Raw genomic sequence first — 15,085 nt, forward strand, 5'->3', positions numbered from 1 at the left:
GCTTGATTGCGCCCTGCGCCGCGCCTATTGCCGCGCCCGTGGAGGGATGTGGCGAAAGCCGTGCCTTTCCATGATTTGCGTGCCGGTAACGGGAACGCGGTGCGGGCGGTGTTGCGCCCAATTCCGCGGCTGTCCCTGCAACTGTAAGCGGCGAGCATCCGTTTCATGCGCCCGAATTTCGGGTGCACCCACTGGGCCGATTGGAGCCTGGGAAGGGGAAGCGGGGGCGATGACCCGCAAGCCAGGAGACCGACCGGCTGCGCAGTCGCTCTTGCCTGGTCCAGGGATTGGCCCGGCGCGAAACCTTTCGTCTGAGCGACGAGTAGCGGCCGGGGCCGCATCGGAGCGGCAAGGGGGGCACGCGCTGGCCCAATTTGCCGATCCGGCTGCCGCAAGGCGGAGATCCCGGCCGGACAATCGCTCTGGCGCGAAAGGGATCTGATTTTTCATGCGAAGTTATCTTCTAGCCGCAAGCGCGATCGCGCTCGGCCTGCCGCTGCCGGTACAGGCGCTGTCGGACGGTTCCGACGACGGAATCGGCGCAATATTGGTCAATGCCAGCCGTTCGGGCGAACCGCTGGCCACCGAAGATTATCCCGGTTCGGTTTCCGTCATCTCCAGCGAGGAATTCGATCTGCGGCAGGTGCGCAATGTGGCCGATGTGCTGCGCGACGTGCCGGGCGTGGCGGTGAGCGGCGTGGCCGGGCAGACGCAGCTGCGGCTGCGCGGGAGCGAAGCCAATCATGTGCTGGTGCTGGTCGACGGGATCGAAGTGTCGGATCCTTTTGCGGGCGAATTCGAGATCGGTGCGCTTCAGGCTGAGATCGGATCGAGCCTTGAAGTGCTGCGCGGCCCGCAAAGCGCGCTGTATGGTTCCGACGCGATCGGAGGTGTGGTCGCCTATCGCAGCGCTTCAGGTCGCGAAGCGCCGGGTGGGGCGGCGCGATTGGAGGCAGGGAGCTTCAGCACGGTCAACGCTGCGGCACGCGCGGGATTCGCGGGCGATACGCATGAGTTCGCGCTGGGTGCCACGCTAGTCTCGACCGACGGCACGCCCAATGCACGCGGCGGTACGCGCGATATCGGGCGCGACGGGCTGGCGCTATCCGCCAAGGGGTCGTTCGATCCGGCGGCGGGGGTGCAGCTGCGCTTCGCCGGGCGCTATGTCCGGAGCGAAGGCCAGTTCAACGACCAGGATTTCGACCCGGCCAGCCCGACCTTCGGTCATGTGATCGACTCGCCGGATACGCGGTTCGAACAGGACGCATTCTATGCGCTGGCCGGGCTCAATGTCGCAACGCAGGAGGGGCGCTGGACGCATGATTTCTCGGGCCAGCTGGCCGATATCAGGCGCGACAGCTTCGGCCCGTTCGGGCGCAGCTTCGGGCATGAGGGGCAGCGGCTCAAGGCCTCCTACGTTTCCTCCTATGAGCTTGGCGGGCCCGCCTTCGCGCACAGCCTGACATTCGCCGCCGATGTCGAGCGCGAAAGCTTCCGCAACACCGATCCTTTCGGCTTTGCCTTCACCGGCTGGCGCAGCGCGCGCAATGTCGGGCTGGTGGGCGAATATCGCGCCGCGAGCGAACTGTTCGATTTCTCGGCTGCGATCCGGCACGATCTCAACAACCGCTTTGCCGATGCGACGACATTTCGCGTCGCCGGAGCGATCCAGGCCGCGCCCGCCACGCGCATCCGCGCTGCCTATAGCACGGGGACCAAGAACCCGGGCTTCTACGAGCTTTACGGCTATGTCGACGGGCGCTTCATCGGCAATGCGGATCTGAAGCCGGAGAAGTCGACCGGCTGGGAAGCGGGGATCGACCAGTCGCTGGGCGGCGATGCGTTGCGGATCTCCGCGACCTGGTTCGACAGCGAACTCGAACACGAGATCTTCACCGACTATCCCGCGCCCGACTATCTGGCGAGCCCGGCCAATCGCGAAACCCTGTCGAAGCAGAAGGGTCTCGAACTGAGCGCCCGCGCACAGATCGGTCCCCAAGTGACGCTCGATGCTGCCTATAGCTGGCTCGATGCCGAGGAGGACGGGATCGAAGAAGTGCGCAGGCCCGGCAATATCGCCTCCGCTGCGCTCACATGGCGCGCGCCGGGCGATGCGGGTTCGGCCACGCTGATCGTGCGCCACAATGGCGCCACCGACGACCTTGCCTTCACCGATCCCAGCTACGTGCCCGTGACGGTGCGGCTCCACGCCTATACGCTGGTCAATCTGGCGGCCGAGGCGACGCTGACGAGCCGCATTCGCGCGTTCGGCCGGGTCGAGAACCTGCTGGACGAGACATACGAGCAGGTGTTCAGCTTCATCTCGCCGGGCCGCTCGGTAATTGCGGGGCTGCGCGTCACGCTCTAGCCTCGCCAAATCGCTCGCAATCTGGACGGGAAATGCATAGGGGGAGCCCATGCATTTCCTCGACCAAGCCAAGATCTATGTGAAATCGGGTGCCGGCGGCCCCGGCGCCGTCAGTTTCCGGCGCGAGAAGTATATCGAGTATGGTGGCCCCGACGGCGGTGACGGCGGGCGCGGCGGGGATATCGTGTTCGAGGCCGTGCAGGGCCTCAATACGCTGATCGACTTCCGCTACACCCAGCACTTCAAGGCCCCACGCGGCGGCCACGGCATGGGCAAGGATCGCACCGGCGCCAGCGCCAAGCCGCTGGTGATCAAGGTGCCGGTGGGCACGCAGATCATCTCGGACGAAGACCGCGAGACGGTGCTGGCCGATTTCACCGAAGTCGGGCAGCGTATTACCCTGCTCGAAGGCGGGCTCGGCGGGCGCGGCAACGCCAGCTACAAGACCGCGACCAATCGCGCTCCGCGCCAGCACCAGCCGGGCTTGCCGGGCGAGGAAATGTGGTTGTGGCTGCGGCTGAAACTGCTCGCCGATGTCGGGCTGGTGGGCCTGCCCAATGCCGGCAAGTCGACCTTCATCAACCAGGTTTCCAACGCCAAGGCCAAGGTGGGCGATTATGCCTTCACCACGCTCGTGCCCAAGCTGGGCGTGGTCCGGCACAAGGGGCGCGAATTCGTGCTGGCGGATATTCCGGGCCTGATCGAAGGCGCGGCTGACGGTGCGGGGATCGGCGACCGTTTCCTGGGCCATATCGAGCGCTGCCGCGTGCTGATCCACCTGATCGACATTTCGGGCACGGGCGACCAGGACCCGGTCGAAGCGATGCGGGTGGTCGAGGATGAACTCGCCGCCTATGGCGAAGGGCTGGATGACAAGCCGCGGCTGGTGGCACTCAACAAGATCGATCTTGCCGATCGCGAACTGGCAGAGGAATTCGCCGCCGAACTCAAGGAAGCCGGGGCGGACGACGTGTTCCCGATTTCGGGCGCAACCGGCGAAGGTGTGACCGAACTGCTCGATGCGGTGCTCGGCTATCTGCCCGATCGCACCGCGACCGAGACCAAGGGCGTCGAGGTAGAGGACATGGACGGGGAGGAGGGCGGCGAATGGTCGCCGCTGTAACCCGATGAGCCGACCCGCCGAACTGGCCGATCTGCGCGCTTGCCGCCGCATCGTCGTCAAGGTCGGCTCTTCGCTGCTGGTCGAGGCTGGCGCACCGCGCAGCGCGTGGCTTGCCTCGCTCGCGCAGGAACTTGCAGCGCTGAGGGCGCAGGGCCCCGAATTGATCGTGGTCAGCTCGGGCGCGATTGCGCTGGGCGCGGCCAAGCTCGGGCTTGCCAAGGGCGGGCGGGCCAGCCTGGCCGATGCGCAGGCGGCGGCGTCGGTCGGGCAGATCGCGCTGGCTGGACTGTGGGCGGAGAAGCTGGGCCAGCACGGCCTCACCGCGGCGCAGATGCTGCTGACGCTCGAAGATCTCGAGGATCGCCGCCGCTACCTCAATGCCTCGGCCACGCTTGCACGCCTGCTCGAGGCGGGCGCGGTGCCGGTCGTGAACGAGAACGACAGCGTCGCGACCGAGGAAATCCGCTTCGGCGATAACGACCGGCTTGCCGCGCGCGTGGCGCAGGCCGCCGGGGCCGACATGGTGCTGCTGCTGAGCGATGTCGACGGGCTGTATGACCGCGACCCGCGCGAAGATGGCGCAGAACTGATCGAGCGGATCGAAGGGATCACGCCCGAAGTTCTCGCCATGGCGAGCGGGGCGTCATCCTCCGGCATGGGCTCTGGCGGGATGACTTCCAAGCTGCAGGCTGCGCAGATCGCCGAACGCGCCGGGATCGCGCTGGCGATCGTCAACGGCACGCACGAGGCACCCATAGCCACTGCGCTGTCCGCCAATCGCGGAACCTTGTTCCTGCCCCAGCGCAGCGACGGCGCGCGCAAGGCGTGGCTTGGCGGGCGTCTGGCGCCGATGGGTACGCTGCGTGTCGATGAAGGCTGCGCCAATGCCCTGAAGGGCGGGGCAAGCCTGCTCGCAGCCGGAATCGTCGGCATTTCGGGGGCATTCCGGCGCGGCGACCTGGTCAAGATCGTGACGATGCGCGGCGAGGAACTGGCGCAGGGGCTCGCCGAATACGAAGCCCATGAAATCCAGGCGATTGCGGGCAAGCGCGCGGAAGACCAGGCAGACCGGCTGGGCTATGCGCCGCGCGCGGCCGTGGTGCACCGCGACCACATGGTGCTGCTGTGACCGGCGAAGTGCCGCTCGCGCTTACCGGAGGCTCCGGATTTGTCGGCCAGGCGGTGCTCGACGTACTGGCCGATCGCAACGAACCTGCTGAGGCGCTGGTGCGGCGTGTGACCGAACACGAACACAGCCGGGTCGATTGGGTGATGGGCGACCTTCATACAAAGCGTGCGCTCGACCATCTCGTCGCTGGAGTTCGCGGGGTGATCCACATCGCCGGGCTTACCAACGCGCCAAGTCCCGCGGAATTCGAGGCCGCCAATGTCGAAGGGACTGCCCAACTGATCGCGGCGGCGAAACAGGCGGGCACGAAGCGCTTCGTCTTCGTCTCTTCGCTCTCCGCGCGCGAGCCCCAACTCTCGGCCTATGGCGCGTCGAAGGCGAAGGCCGAGAAGCTGGTCGAGGACAGCGGGCTCGACTGGACCATCGTTCGCCCCCCGGCGGTCTATGGCCCGCGCGACCGCGACATGTTCGAGCTGTTCCGCAGCGCCAGCTTCGGCTTGGTACCGCTGCCGCCGGGCGGCGCGACTTCGATCATCCACGCACATGATCTGGCGCGATTGCTGGTCGACCTGGTCGATGCGCAGCCTGCGCTGGTGCGCAACCGCACCTTCGAGCCCGACGATGCGCGCGAAGGCGGCTGGAGCCACAAGGAGCTGGCTGCAGCGATCGGGCAGGCGGTGGGGCGGCGTGTGTTCGCGCCGCATTTGCCGCGCGCTGTGCTGCAAGGCGCGGCGGGCGTCGATCGCTTGCTCCGCGGAGCCGGGGCAAAGCTGACGCAGGATCGGGTCGGCTACATGTGCCATCCCAATTGGGTCGCGCGGTCCGATCGCAAGGTTCCCGAGGTGGTGTGGCAGCCGCAGATCGCGGGCGAGGCCGGGCTCAAGGCCACTGCGGATTGGTATCGAAAGCAGGGCTGGCTCTGATTTTCCCTTTGCCGGGCAGTCGGTTGCCAGCCTATCCTGCAACCGGGATCGCGAGTCGCAATGGCGGTAACAGCCGCCTCAACGAGTCACGATAAGGGGAAATCATGAGAAAGATCATACTTGTAGCCGCATTTGCGGCGGTTGCCGCTTGTTCGCAGCCCGAAGCGCCTGCTGAAGAGGCGACGACTGAAGAAGCAGCTGCACCCACCTTCGACGCAGCAGCCGATGGCGGCGTGCCCTATGGCAATTTCAAGGTCACTCTGGCCGACGGTACGGTCCAGACCGAGGAAGTGCGTGAAGACGGCACCTTCACTTCCACCTCGGCATCGGGTGAAGTAGAAACCGGCACCTGGGTGCAAAAGGGCAACCAGTATTGCACGACCCTGGACGCGGAAGGCGCGGTCGAGCGGTGCCACACCGAGTCGATCGACGAGAACGGCGTGTGGGTCTCGGTCGATCCCGAAGGCCAGACGGTTACCGTAGAACGCGTCGAAGGCTGATATTCCGGCACATGATCGTGGGGGCACCGGCGGCGCAGCGCGTTCCGGTGCCCTTTCGATTCGGTTCGCAGGAACAGCTGGCCGTGCTTTCGAATTGGCAGCATCGGGATTTCGGAATAGGATCGGGCAGGGCTCGCATCGAAGTGGCGGCAGATTGCCGCTCGATTCATTTACGATGAGGGGAAAATCATGAAAAAGATCATAGTTGTAGCCGCATTTGCGGCACTCGCGGCCTGTTCGCAGCCTGAAGCGCCAGCCGAAGAGGCGACCACTGAAGAAGCAGCTGCGCCCGCAAATATTGCGGCGGACGGGCTCCCGACGGTGGGCGTCTATAAGGTCACCCAGCCGGATGGCACAGTCATAACGGTCGATGTGAAGGAGGATGGCACCTTCGCTGCAACCGATGCCGACGGCAATTTGATCGACTCAGGCACGTGGGAGCAGAAGTCCCCAGAACAATATTGCGAAACTTCCGACGCGGAAGGATCGACGCAGGTCTGTTACGAGGAAAAGATCGACGAGAACGGCGTTTACGTTTCGAAGAACCCCAACACGGGCGATGTTTCGACGGTCGAGCGCGCCGAGAGCTGATTTTCCAGCTTGATTTGAGGGGCACCGGTGGCGCAGCGCGTTCCGGTGCCCTTCGCTTTTCCGGTTAGAGGAAGGGTTCGTAGCCCGGGGGCAGTTCGCCGTCGTCGGTCAGCGGCGTATGGATGCCGCATTCGGTCTTGTCCCAGCCTTTCCAGCGGCCCGAGCGCGGGTCTTCGCCGGGTTCGACCTTGTGCGTACAGGGGCTGCAGCCGATCGAGGGGAAACCGCGCGCCACCAGCGGATGGCGCGGCAAATCATGCGCGATGAAATGGCCTTCGATATGGCTCGCATCCCAGTCGATCAGCGGATTGATCTTCAAACGGCCTTGCGCATCCGACTTGTCGATCTCGAAACGTGGCAAATTGGCGCGGGTCGACGACTGGAAGGATTTGCGCCCGGTGAAGCTGGCGTCGAACTGCGCCAAAGCCTTGGCCAGCGGCTTGACCTTGCGGATTTCGCAGCAGCCATCGGGGTCGTAGGACCAGCGCAGCCCCGTTTCGTCGCGCGCGGCGAGTTCGGCAGCGTCGGGCGTGATATTGATCAGGTTGGTCAGGCCGAGCCGCTCGATCAGCGTGTCGCGATATTCGAGCGTTTCGGGGAAATGCTTGCCGGTCTCAAGGAACAGCACAGGCACGCCGGGATCGATGCTGGCGATCAGGTGGAGCAAAACGGCGCTCTCCGCGCCGAAGCTGGAAACCACGGCGAGATCGCCCGCCAGGCCGTCACGGATCACCGCTTCGAGCATTTCTTCGGTCGAAGAGCCGCGAAACATGCGGTTGAGCCGCACCGCGTCATGGTCGCAGAAGCGCGGACCGGTGTCGATCCGGTCGACTGTGCGGATGCCGGTCACGGGCCTATCCATGACGCAGCTCGGGGATCGGCCTGCGGCGGTCAGCCGCGTGCTGGTAGACGTTCTCCCAGCGCGCGAAAGCCGCCGCTGCATCCGCTTCATCGAGCCGCTGGTCGGGCGCGAAGGCGTCGAAGCCGCAGCGCCGCAGGAGAGCGAGCTGGTCGATCAGCACATCGCCCACCGCGCGCAATTCGCCCGCATAGCCCGCTTCGCGCAGCACTCGCGCCGCCGAATAGCCGCGCCCGTCGCCGAAGACAGGGAAGTTCACTTCGACCAGCCGCAGCCGGCCCAGATGCGGCAGCAGCGCGCGCGCGTCGTCGCCCGGTTCGATCCGAACCGCGCTGGCATTCGACTGGTCGAGGAAACTGTCGACCGTGACCGTGCCGTGATCGACCGGCTCGTCCTCGCGGAAACGGAACTGCACTTCGTCGGGGCTGGTGCCGCCGATTCCATTGATGCCGGTGTCAGCCATAAAGCGCCTCCTTGAACGGCTCCATGCCGATCCGGCGATAGGTATCGAGAAAGCGTTCGCCCGCGTCGCGTTCGCGCAGGTAGACTTCAGTGACGGTTTCGACGGCATCGACGATGCCTGCCTCATCGAAACCGGGGCCGGTGATGCGGGCGAGCGAAGTGTCCTGCGCCTCGCTGCCGCCGAGCAGCAGCTGGTAGTTCTCGACGCCCTTCTTGTCGACGCCGAGGATGCCGATATGGCCCGCATGGTGGTGCCCGCAGGCATTGATGCAGCCCGAAATCTTGAGCTTGAGCTCGCCCAGATCGGCGGTGCGGCCATTCGCGGCGAAACGCTGCGAAATCTTCTGCGCGACCGGGATCGAGCGCGCATTGGCGAGGCTGCAATAGTCGAGCCCGGGGCAGGCGATGATGTCCTCGATCGTGTCGAGATTGGGATTGGCAAGGCCCGCAGCGTCGAGCCGGGTCCACAGCGCGTGGAGGTCCGCTATCCTCACATGCGGCAGCACGATGTTTTGCGTGTGGGTAACGCGGCATTCGTCGAAGCTGTACTGTTTCGCCAGCTCGGCCATCTCGTGCATCTGTGCCGCCGAGGCATCGCCGGGAATGCCGCCGACGGGTTTGAGGCTGATCACAGCCGAAGCATAGCCCGGCGCCTTGTGCGGCACCGTGTTGCGATCCACCCACAGCGCGAAATCGGGGTCCGAACGGTCGATCCCGGTCGGCAGGCCCGCTTCGAACGCCGGGTCCGCGAAATAGGCCCTGATCCGCTCCAATTCGGCGAGCGGAGGCTCAATGCCCAGCGAAAGGAGGTGAGCGAATTCCTCCTCGACCTGGCGGGCGTATTCTTCCTTGCCGAGTTCATGGACGAGGATCTTGATCCGCGCCTTGTATTTGTTGTCGCGCCGTCCGTAGCGATTGTAAACGCGCAGGCACGCCTCGGCATAGGTCACCAGCTGGTCGAGCGGCACGAATTCGCGGATGCAGGGCGCCACCATCGGGGTGCGGCCCATGCCGCCGCCGACATAGAAGGCCGCGCCAAGCGCGCCGTCCCGCTCGACGATCTGGATGCCGATGTCGTGCAGCTTCATCGCCGCGCGGTCGGTATCGCTGGCGATCACCGCGATCTTGAACTTGCGCGGCAGGAAGTTGAATTCCGGATGGAAGCTCGACCACTGCCGCAGCAATTCGGCATAGGGGCGCGGATCGACCAGCTCGTCAGCCGCAGCGCCCGCGAAATGGTCGGAACTGATGTTGCGGATGCAATTGCCGCTGGTCTGGATCGCATGCATTTCCACGCTGGCGAGGTCGGCCAGCAGGTCGGGCGCTTCCTCCAGCTTGATCCAGTTGTACTGGATGTTCTGGCGCGTGGTGAAATGGCCGTATCCGCGGTCATACTTGTCCGCGATGTCGGCCAGCATGTGCATCTGCCGCGAATTGAGCGTGCCATAGGGGATCGCGACGCGCAGCATATAGGCGTGCAATTGCAGGTAGAGCCCGTTCATCAGCCGCAGCGGCTTGAACTGGTCTTCGCTCAGCCTGCCTTCGAGCCTGCGGCGGGTCTGGTCGCGGAATTCCTCGACACGGGCATCGACCATCGCCTGGTCGTATTGGTCATAAAGATACATCAGATCACCCAGTTGCCGATTTCGGGGTCGGCCGGCTTGAGCGTGAGGTCAGGGCGCACGGTGGGGCCGAGCGCGCGCACGCGGTCCTTGATATGCGCCGGGCGAACGCCATTGGCATCGCGGCTCGCTTCGATTGCATTGGCGGCATTGACGCGCCGGGCGGATTGCTCGCGGGCGAGGATTTCGTCGGCGCGTTCGCCCACATCCACGGCGTCGTTGACATAGACCGACCAGCCGGTGCCGTCCCACCACACCACAGCGCCCGATTTCAAATCGTTGCCTGTGAGGATCTTCACAGCACTGCCTCCGCCGCGAGTTGCGCCACTGATTGGTCTTCGCGCGCGGTGACTTCGCCGATCACGATCAGCGCCGGGCTTTTGACCCTTTGCCGTGTGACCAGTTCGGGCAGGCCGGCCAGCAGCCCGCGCAGCACCCGCATATGCGGGCGCGCGGCATTCTCGATCACGGCCACCGGCATGTCGGGCGCGAGCCCTTCCGCCATCAGCTTTTCGGCGATCTGCGGCGCGGTCTTCACGCCCATGTAGATCACCAGCGTGCGGCCCTTTCCGGCGAGGCCCGACCAATCCTGATCGGTCAGTCCCTTGCACTGGCCGGCTACGAAAGTGACCATGGAAGAGGCGTCACGGTGGGTCAGCGCGATCTGCGCCGCCGCCGCCGCACCATTGGCGGCGCTGATGCCGGGAACGATCTCGACCGGCACGCCAGCCGCACGCGCGGCTTCGGTTTCTTCGCCGCCGCGCCCGAAGATCAGCGGGTCGCCGCCCTTGAGCCGCACCACATCGCGCCCGGCGCGCGCTTCGCGCACCAGCAATGCGTTAATGTCGTCCTGCTGCATCGTGTGTTGCGAGCGGCGCTTGGCGACCGAGATGAAGCGCGTATCGCGCCCGGCGAGCGCCAGGATCGCGGGTTCTACCAGCCCATCATGGACGATGATTTGCGCGCGGTTGATCAGCCGCGCGGCGCGCAGGGTCAGCAGGTCCGGATCGCCCGGGCCTGCGCCAACGAGATAGATGGTGCCGGTCTTTGCCATGCCGGCGAAATGGCCAATCGGCTGCGGACCCGCCAGCGAGAATGGATTTCCAATCGCGTAGCAAAGCTATGCCAGCGCCTGTGGGTGGCAGAGAACCCTATGATTTGGAGCGATTTTCCTCGCGCGCCGCTAGCGCTTCGATGAGCCGCTCGAACTGCGCATTGCCGCGCAAATTGATGTCGCGCTGCGGGAAGGGGATCTCGACATTGTTCTCTTTGAACAGTCGCCACAGGTTCTTGAGAACCTCGGATCGGATATTGCCGACGCCTTCTTCCGGGTCCGTGATCCAGCAGTGAATCACGAAGTTGACCGAGCTTTCGCCATATTCGGACATCCAGATTGTGGGGGGCGGATTCTTCAGCACGCGCGAGCAGGAACGGGCCGCCTCCAGCATCAATTCCTCGGCCTTGTTCATGTCGGCATCGTAGCTCACGCCAACGGGCACCTGCATGCGAACGTTGCGGCTGGAATAGGACCAGTTTTCGACCTGATTGATCATCAGGTTCTCGTTCGGGATCAGATATTCTTTCTGGTCGCGGGTGGTGATCGACACCGCGCGAATGCCGATCTTGCGGATCTGGCCGAAGGATTCGCGGCCCGCCGCATCGGTAACCGCGATGACGTCACCCGGCTTGATCGACTTGTCCATCAGCAGGATGATTCCGGCGATGAGGTTGCCGAAGGTCTTCTGCAGGCCGAAGCCGATGGCGAGGCCGAAAGCGCCCGAGAAGACTGCCAGCGCCGTCAGGTCGATCCCCAGCATGTCGATCCCGAACATGAAGGCGACAGCCCAGATCAGGATCGTCGAAATCTTCTGCGTCAGCAGCCGCTGGGTGTCGTCGAGCCGGGTTGCGCGTTTGATCAGGAGAGCGCTCACCCGCGTAAGCGCCCATGCCGCGGCCAGCACCAGCATGATCACGCCAATCACCACGATACCGTCCCAGACGGACACTCTCGTGTCCCCAAGGTTCACGGCCCAGGAGTCGAGCGTTTCCACGATGCTGCCGGCGATCTCGCTCTTCGAAGCGATGGCTTCCTTGGCGCCTTGCGCGGCCACAACCGCTTCCTGTGCTTCGGGCGGCGCCTGTTCGGCCAGGCTCCAGGCCTGGCCCGGAGGCGGCGTTTCCGTTGCGGTGGGCGAAGGCGTGGCACTTGCGGTCATAGGTCTTTCATTGCGGCAAAGCCGCGCTCAAGGTCGGCGATCAAATCGGCCGGGTCTTCCAGCCCGATCGACAGCCTTATGCCCAACCGATCGCTTTCATTCCATCCCGCGCGCGGCCAGGCGCTTGCATCGCGGTTCGGTGCAGGATCGAAAGGCAGGGCCAGGCTTTCGAACCCGCCCCAGCTATAGCCGATCCCGAACAGTTCGAGCGAATCGACCAGCCGCGCCCGCGCCGCATCGTCACCGCCCTTGAGCACGAAGCTGAATAGCCCGCAGCCGCCGGTGAAATCGCGTTGCCACAGCGCATGGCCCGGATTGCCGGGCAGCATCGGGCACAGGACATGCGCGACTTCAGGTCTTGTGGCGAGCCATTCGGCGATTGCGAGCGCGCTGGCGGTCGATTTTTCGAGCCGTATGCCCATGGTCCTGAGGCCCCGCAGCGCCAGCGAGGCATCGTCGGGGGAAACCACTTGCCCCAGTTGCTGCGCGGTCAGCCGCAAGGCGCGGTACCAGCGTTCGCCCGCACTGGCGGAACCCATCATCAGGTCCGAATGGCCGCCGACATGCTTGGTCAGGCTCATCACGCTGATGTCGCAGCCATGATCGAGCGCGGCAAAGCCGAGCGCGGTAGCCCAGGTGTTGTCGAGCAGGCTCGTGGCGCCCTTTTCGCGCGCGATCGCGGCCAGCGCGGGCACGTCGCACACTTCCATCGTCAGGCTGCCCGGGCTTTCGAGCCACACCGCGCGGGTCCGCTCGCAGAAAGCGGCGCGATAGGCGTCGATGTCGAGCGGGTCGAAGAAACGGTGTTCGACCCCCCAGCGCTTGAGCAGGCCGCGCGCGATATTGCGGCTCGGCTCGTAGGAATTGTCGCTCACCAGCAACACGTCGCCGGGATGGAGCACTGCCATCAGCGCGCCTGCGATCGCCGCCACGCCGCTGGGATAAAGCACCGTGCCATGCGCGCCGGGCTCAAGCTCGGTCAGCGCTTCGGCCAGCGCCCATTGCGTGGGCGCACCGCGCCGCCCGTAATAGAAAGTGCCGTCTTCATTCCCGCCCAGCGCGGCCTTGCGTTCGCCTTCGCTGGCGTAAAGATGCGTGCTGGCGCGCCACACGGGCGGATTGACCACCGGGCCGGTCCATTCGGGCCTGCGCCCGGCCTCGACCAGCCGCGTCGCGGGCTTGCGGGGCGGGCGCTCGCTGGTCACAGCGAAACCGTGGCCTTCGGGGTTGCGGGATCGCTGCCCCAGTCGAGCCAGCTCCCGTCATAGAGCGCGGTATCCTCGCGGCCGGTCAGGTGCAGCGCGAACAGCAGCACACAGGCGGTCACCCCGCTGCCGCAAGTGGTGATGATGGGGCGGTCGGCATCGATCCCGGCATCGGCGAGCGCTTCGCGAAGCTCGTCGGGCGATTTGTAGGTTCCGTCTTCGCGAAACAATTGCCCGAACGGCAGGTTGCACGATCCGGGGATGTGCCCGGTCGGCTGGTTGTGGATCGTGTCGACGGTGGTGCCGGTGAAGCGACCTGCGTCGCGGGCATCGAGCACCTGCTCCTCGCAGCTGTCGAGGTTCTCCATCATGTCGCGTTTGAAGCGGATCCGCTTGGGTGCAGGCAGCGAGAAGGGCTGGGCGCGTTGCACCTGCGGTTCGCCGCTTTCGAGCGCGCGACCTTCCGCCTTCCACTTGGCGAGGCCACCATCGAGGATAGCGACATTGGCCAGGCCATGCGCCCGGCACAGGAACCAGGCGCGCGCCGCGGTCTTCACCGCCGAATCGTCATAGAATACGATCCGGCTGGCCGGCCCCGCGCCGCAGCGCGCCAGCTCGATCGCCAGCTGTTCGGGGCGCGGCAGCGACTGCGGCACGTCGGATGTGTCATCGACCAGCGCGGCAAGGTCGAAAAAGCGCGCTCCGGGAATGTGCGCAGCGGCGAATTCGGCTCGTGCATCGCGTTCGGCGGCGGGCAAATGGCGCGATGCGTCGAGCACCACCAGATCGGTTGCACCCAGATTGCTTGCGAGCCAATCGGTCGAAACAAGGCTGTCCATCTTCATTGGACTAGCGGCGCAGCGCGCGCGCGTCGAGGGGGTGCCTGTCAGCCCGTAGTTTCAAGCGCGCGGGTACGAATATTGTCATAGCCGCCCGGCGGGCCCGAAAGCGGGAGCGGATGGACCCGTCCCCCGGCATTGGGCGATCCCGGCCCGACCAGGAATGTGCGCAGCTCCGGCCCGAAGTCGCTGCCTTCCACGCGCAGGCGGACCAGCGGCATGCAGATCGGCAGCTGGCCTTGCGCGAACACTTCGATCTCGGAAACCGGAAGCTGCAGCTTGCCGGTAACGCTCGCGCTCTGGTGCGGGCCGATCCGGTCGAGCGCGCCGCTAGACGGGAGCTGGCTTGTCGCCGAAGCGAGCTGTTGCTCCATCGGCAAGGCGCGGCTCGAAGTGATCAAATCGGCCGAAATCGCAATATCGCGCAGGGCGCGGTTCGAGCGGTTGGAGATCGTGACGCGATAGTTGACCGTCAGCATCATCAGGCTGCGCATCAGCTGTTCGACTTCGAGCGCGATGTGAAGATCGGGCGCACCGATCTCTTCCGGCTGCGGTGCGGAGCGATCGGCAATAATCGGCGGCTCGATTTGCGGCGGCTGGCGCGGAGTGCGACGGCGCGCGATCAGCCAGCCGCCTAGCCCGCCCGCAAAAAGCGCGCCCAGCAGCCCGGCAGCCCAGCCCCACCAATCGGGCAAGGGCGATCCCGGTGCAGATTCCAGCGTCGCTTCGGAAGTGGCAGCAGGCGGGACGATCGGCTCCGGAATGAAGCCGGTCGGCTGGTCGATCGTGGCGCCGGGCGAGCCCGGTTCGACGAGTGGTGGCGTCAGTGGATCGACGGCGGGCCTTGCAGTGCCTGACGGGCGCGGTGTGGGCGTCGAACTCGGGCGTTGCGAGGGGCTGGCCGCCGGTTGCGAGGGGTTGGCGGCGGGTACCCCTCCTGGCTGCGCCGCGGGGGGTGTTGTGGGCTGCGCAAGGGGTGTGGGAGAGGGTGTCGGGGTAGCCGTGGGGATCGCGCGCGGACCGACGGGCACCGGCCCGCTATCGTCCGCCGGGCCCTCCACTACGGGCGTGGGTGTGGGCGACGGGTTGGGCGGCAATGTATAGTCCTGCGGGCGCTGCTGCGCGGCGAGAGGGGCTTGCGCCATGGCCAGCGCGATCAGGGAACAGGACAGAGTAAAACGGGTCATCATGGCTGCGCTTCAGGGTCAAGCGGGAGCGGGGCTGAATAGGCACTTAACCCGGCGCGAT

15 protein-coding genes and 1 riboswitch are annotated in these 15,085 nt (G+C 65.6%); of the genes, 6 read left to right on the top strand and 9 right to left on the bottom strand.

All coding sequences use genetic code 11. From position 1 onward, the window contains the following. The first annotated feature begins 67 nt into the window (after positions 1–67). Positions 68–272: riboswitch (cobalamin riboswitch) on the top strand. Between the two features lie 176 nt (positions 273–448). From ACUJ47_RS00435 to ACUJ47_RS00460, 6 genes are all read left to right on the top strand, one after another. Then, complete coding sequence (locus ACUJ47_RS00435) at positions 449–2,368, top strand: TonB-dependent receptor plug domain-containing protein (protein ID WP_445536511.1); 1,920 nt, start codon at positions 449–451, stop codon at positions 2,366–2,368. A 49-nt stretch (positions 2,369–2,417) separates the two neighbouring features. Continuing rightward, the gene (gene cgtA / locus ACUJ47_RS00440) at positions 2,418–3,491 is read left to right on the top strand and encodes an Obg family GTPase CgtA (protein WP_445536512.1); all 1,074 of its coding nucleotides are present in this window, start codon (positions 2,418–2,420) and stop codon (positions 3,489–3,491) included. 4 nt (positions 3,492–3,495) lie between these two features. Further along, positions 3,496–4,620, top strand: coding sequence for a glutamate 5-kinase (gene proB / locus ACUJ47_RS00445; RefSeq protein ID WP_445536513.1), 1,125 nt, complete (start codon positions 3,496–3,498; stop codon positions 4,618–4,620). Next, positions 4,617–5,543 carry an NAD-dependent epimerase/dehydratase family protein gene (locus tag ACUJ47_RS00450; protein WP_445536514.1) on the top strand — a complete coding sequence of 309 codons (927 nt, stop codon included), beginning with the start codon at positions 4,617–4,619 and terminating at the stop codon, positions 5,541–5,543. The genes proB and ACUJ47_RS00450 overlap by 4 nt, the downstream gene beginning before the upstream one ends. A gap of 104 nt (positions 5,544–5,647) precedes the next feature. Next, positions 5,648–6,043 carry a hypothetical protein gene (locus tag ACUJ47_RS00455; protein ID WP_445536515.1) on the top strand — a complete coding sequence of 132 codons (396 nt, stop codon included), beginning with the start codon at positions 5,648–5,650 and terminating at the stop codon, positions 6,041–6,043. 189 nt (positions 6,044–6,232) lie between these two features. Continuing rightward, the gene (locus tag ACUJ47_RS00460) at positions 6,233–6,634 is read left to right on the top strand and encodes a hypothetical protein (RefSeq protein WP_445536516.1); all 402 of its coding nucleotides are present in this window, start codon (positions 6,233–6,235) and stop codon (positions 6,632–6,634) included. Between the two features lie 64 nt (positions 6,635–6,698). On the opposite strand, the gene ACUJ47_RS00465 is transcribed toward ACUJ47_RS00460, so the two are convergent. The 9 genes from ACUJ47_RS00465 to ACUJ47_RS00505 all read right to left on the bottom strand — a co-directional run bounded on the left by ACUJ47_RS00465 (position 6,699) and on the right by ACUJ47_RS00505 (position 15,027). After that, positions 6,699–7,496 carry a phosphoadenylyl-sulfate reductase gene (locus tag ACUJ47_RS00465; protein WP_445536517.1) on the bottom strand — a complete coding sequence of 266 codons (798 nt, stop codon included), beginning with the start codon at positions 7,494–7,496 and terminating at the stop codon, positions 6,699–6,701. Further along, positions 7,489–7,956 (bottom strand): DUF934 domain-containing protein, encoded by a 468-nt coding sequence (locus ACUJ47_RS00470; RefSeq protein WP_445536518.1) that lies wholly within the window; start codon positions 7,954–7,956, stop codon positions 7,489–7,491. Before ACUJ47_RS00470 ends, ACUJ47_RS00465 begins: the two co-directional genes overlap by 8 nt. Beyond that, entirely contained in the window at positions 7,949–9,580 is a 1,632-nt protein-coding gene (locus ACUJ47_RS00475; RefSeq protein WP_445536519.1) for a nitrite/sulfite reductase, read from the bottom strand. Before ACUJ47_RS00475 ends, ACUJ47_RS00470 begins: the two co-directional genes overlap by 8 nt. Further along, complete coding sequence (locus tag ACUJ47_RS00480) at positions 9,580–9,876, bottom strand: DUF2849 domain-containing protein (protein ID WP_445536520.1); 297 nt, start codon at positions 9,874–9,876, stop codon at positions 9,580–9,582. Before ACUJ47_RS00480 ends, ACUJ47_RS00475 begins: the two co-directional genes overlap by 1 nt. Continuing rightward, entirely contained in the window at positions 9,873–10,631 is a 759-nt protein-coding gene (cobA, locus tag ACUJ47_RS00485; protein ID WP_445536521.1) for a uroporphyrinogen-III C-methyltransferase, read from the bottom strand. The genes ACUJ47_RS00480 and cobA overlap by 4 nt, the downstream gene beginning before the upstream one ends. Before the next feature lie 97 nt (positions 10,632–10,728). Then, positions 10,729–11,793 (bottom strand): mechanosensitive ion channel family protein, encoded by a 1,065-nt coding sequence (locus ACUJ47_RS00490; RefSeq protein WP_445536522.1) that lies wholly within the window; start codon positions 11,791–11,793, stop codon positions 10,729–10,731. After that, positions 11,790–12,998: a cystathionine beta-lyase gene (gene metC / locus ACUJ47_RS00495; RefSeq protein WP_445536523.1), complete on the bottom strand. Its 1,209-nt coding sequence runs from the start codon at positions 12,996–12,998 to the stop codon at positions 11,790–11,792. The genes ACUJ47_RS00490 and metC overlap by 4 nt, the downstream gene beginning before the upstream one ends. Beyond that, the gene (locus ACUJ47_RS00500) at positions 12,995–13,837 is read right to left on the bottom strand and encodes a sulfurtransferase (RefSeq protein ID WP_445536524.1); all 843 of its coding nucleotides are present in this window, start codon (positions 13,835–13,837) and stop codon (positions 12,995–12,997) included. Before ACUJ47_RS00500 ends, metC begins: the two co-directional genes overlap by 4 nt. Before the next feature lie 47 nt (positions 13,838–13,884). Beyond that, complete coding sequence (locus ACUJ47_RS00505) at positions 13,885–15,027, bottom strand: hypothetical protein (RefSeq protein WP_445536525.1); 1,143 nt, start codon at positions 15,025–15,027, stop codon at positions 13,885–13,887. Between the last annotated feature and the right edge of the window lie 58 nt (positions 15,028–15,085).

It is taken from the genome of Altererythrobacter sp. Z27 (assembly GCF_052683155.1).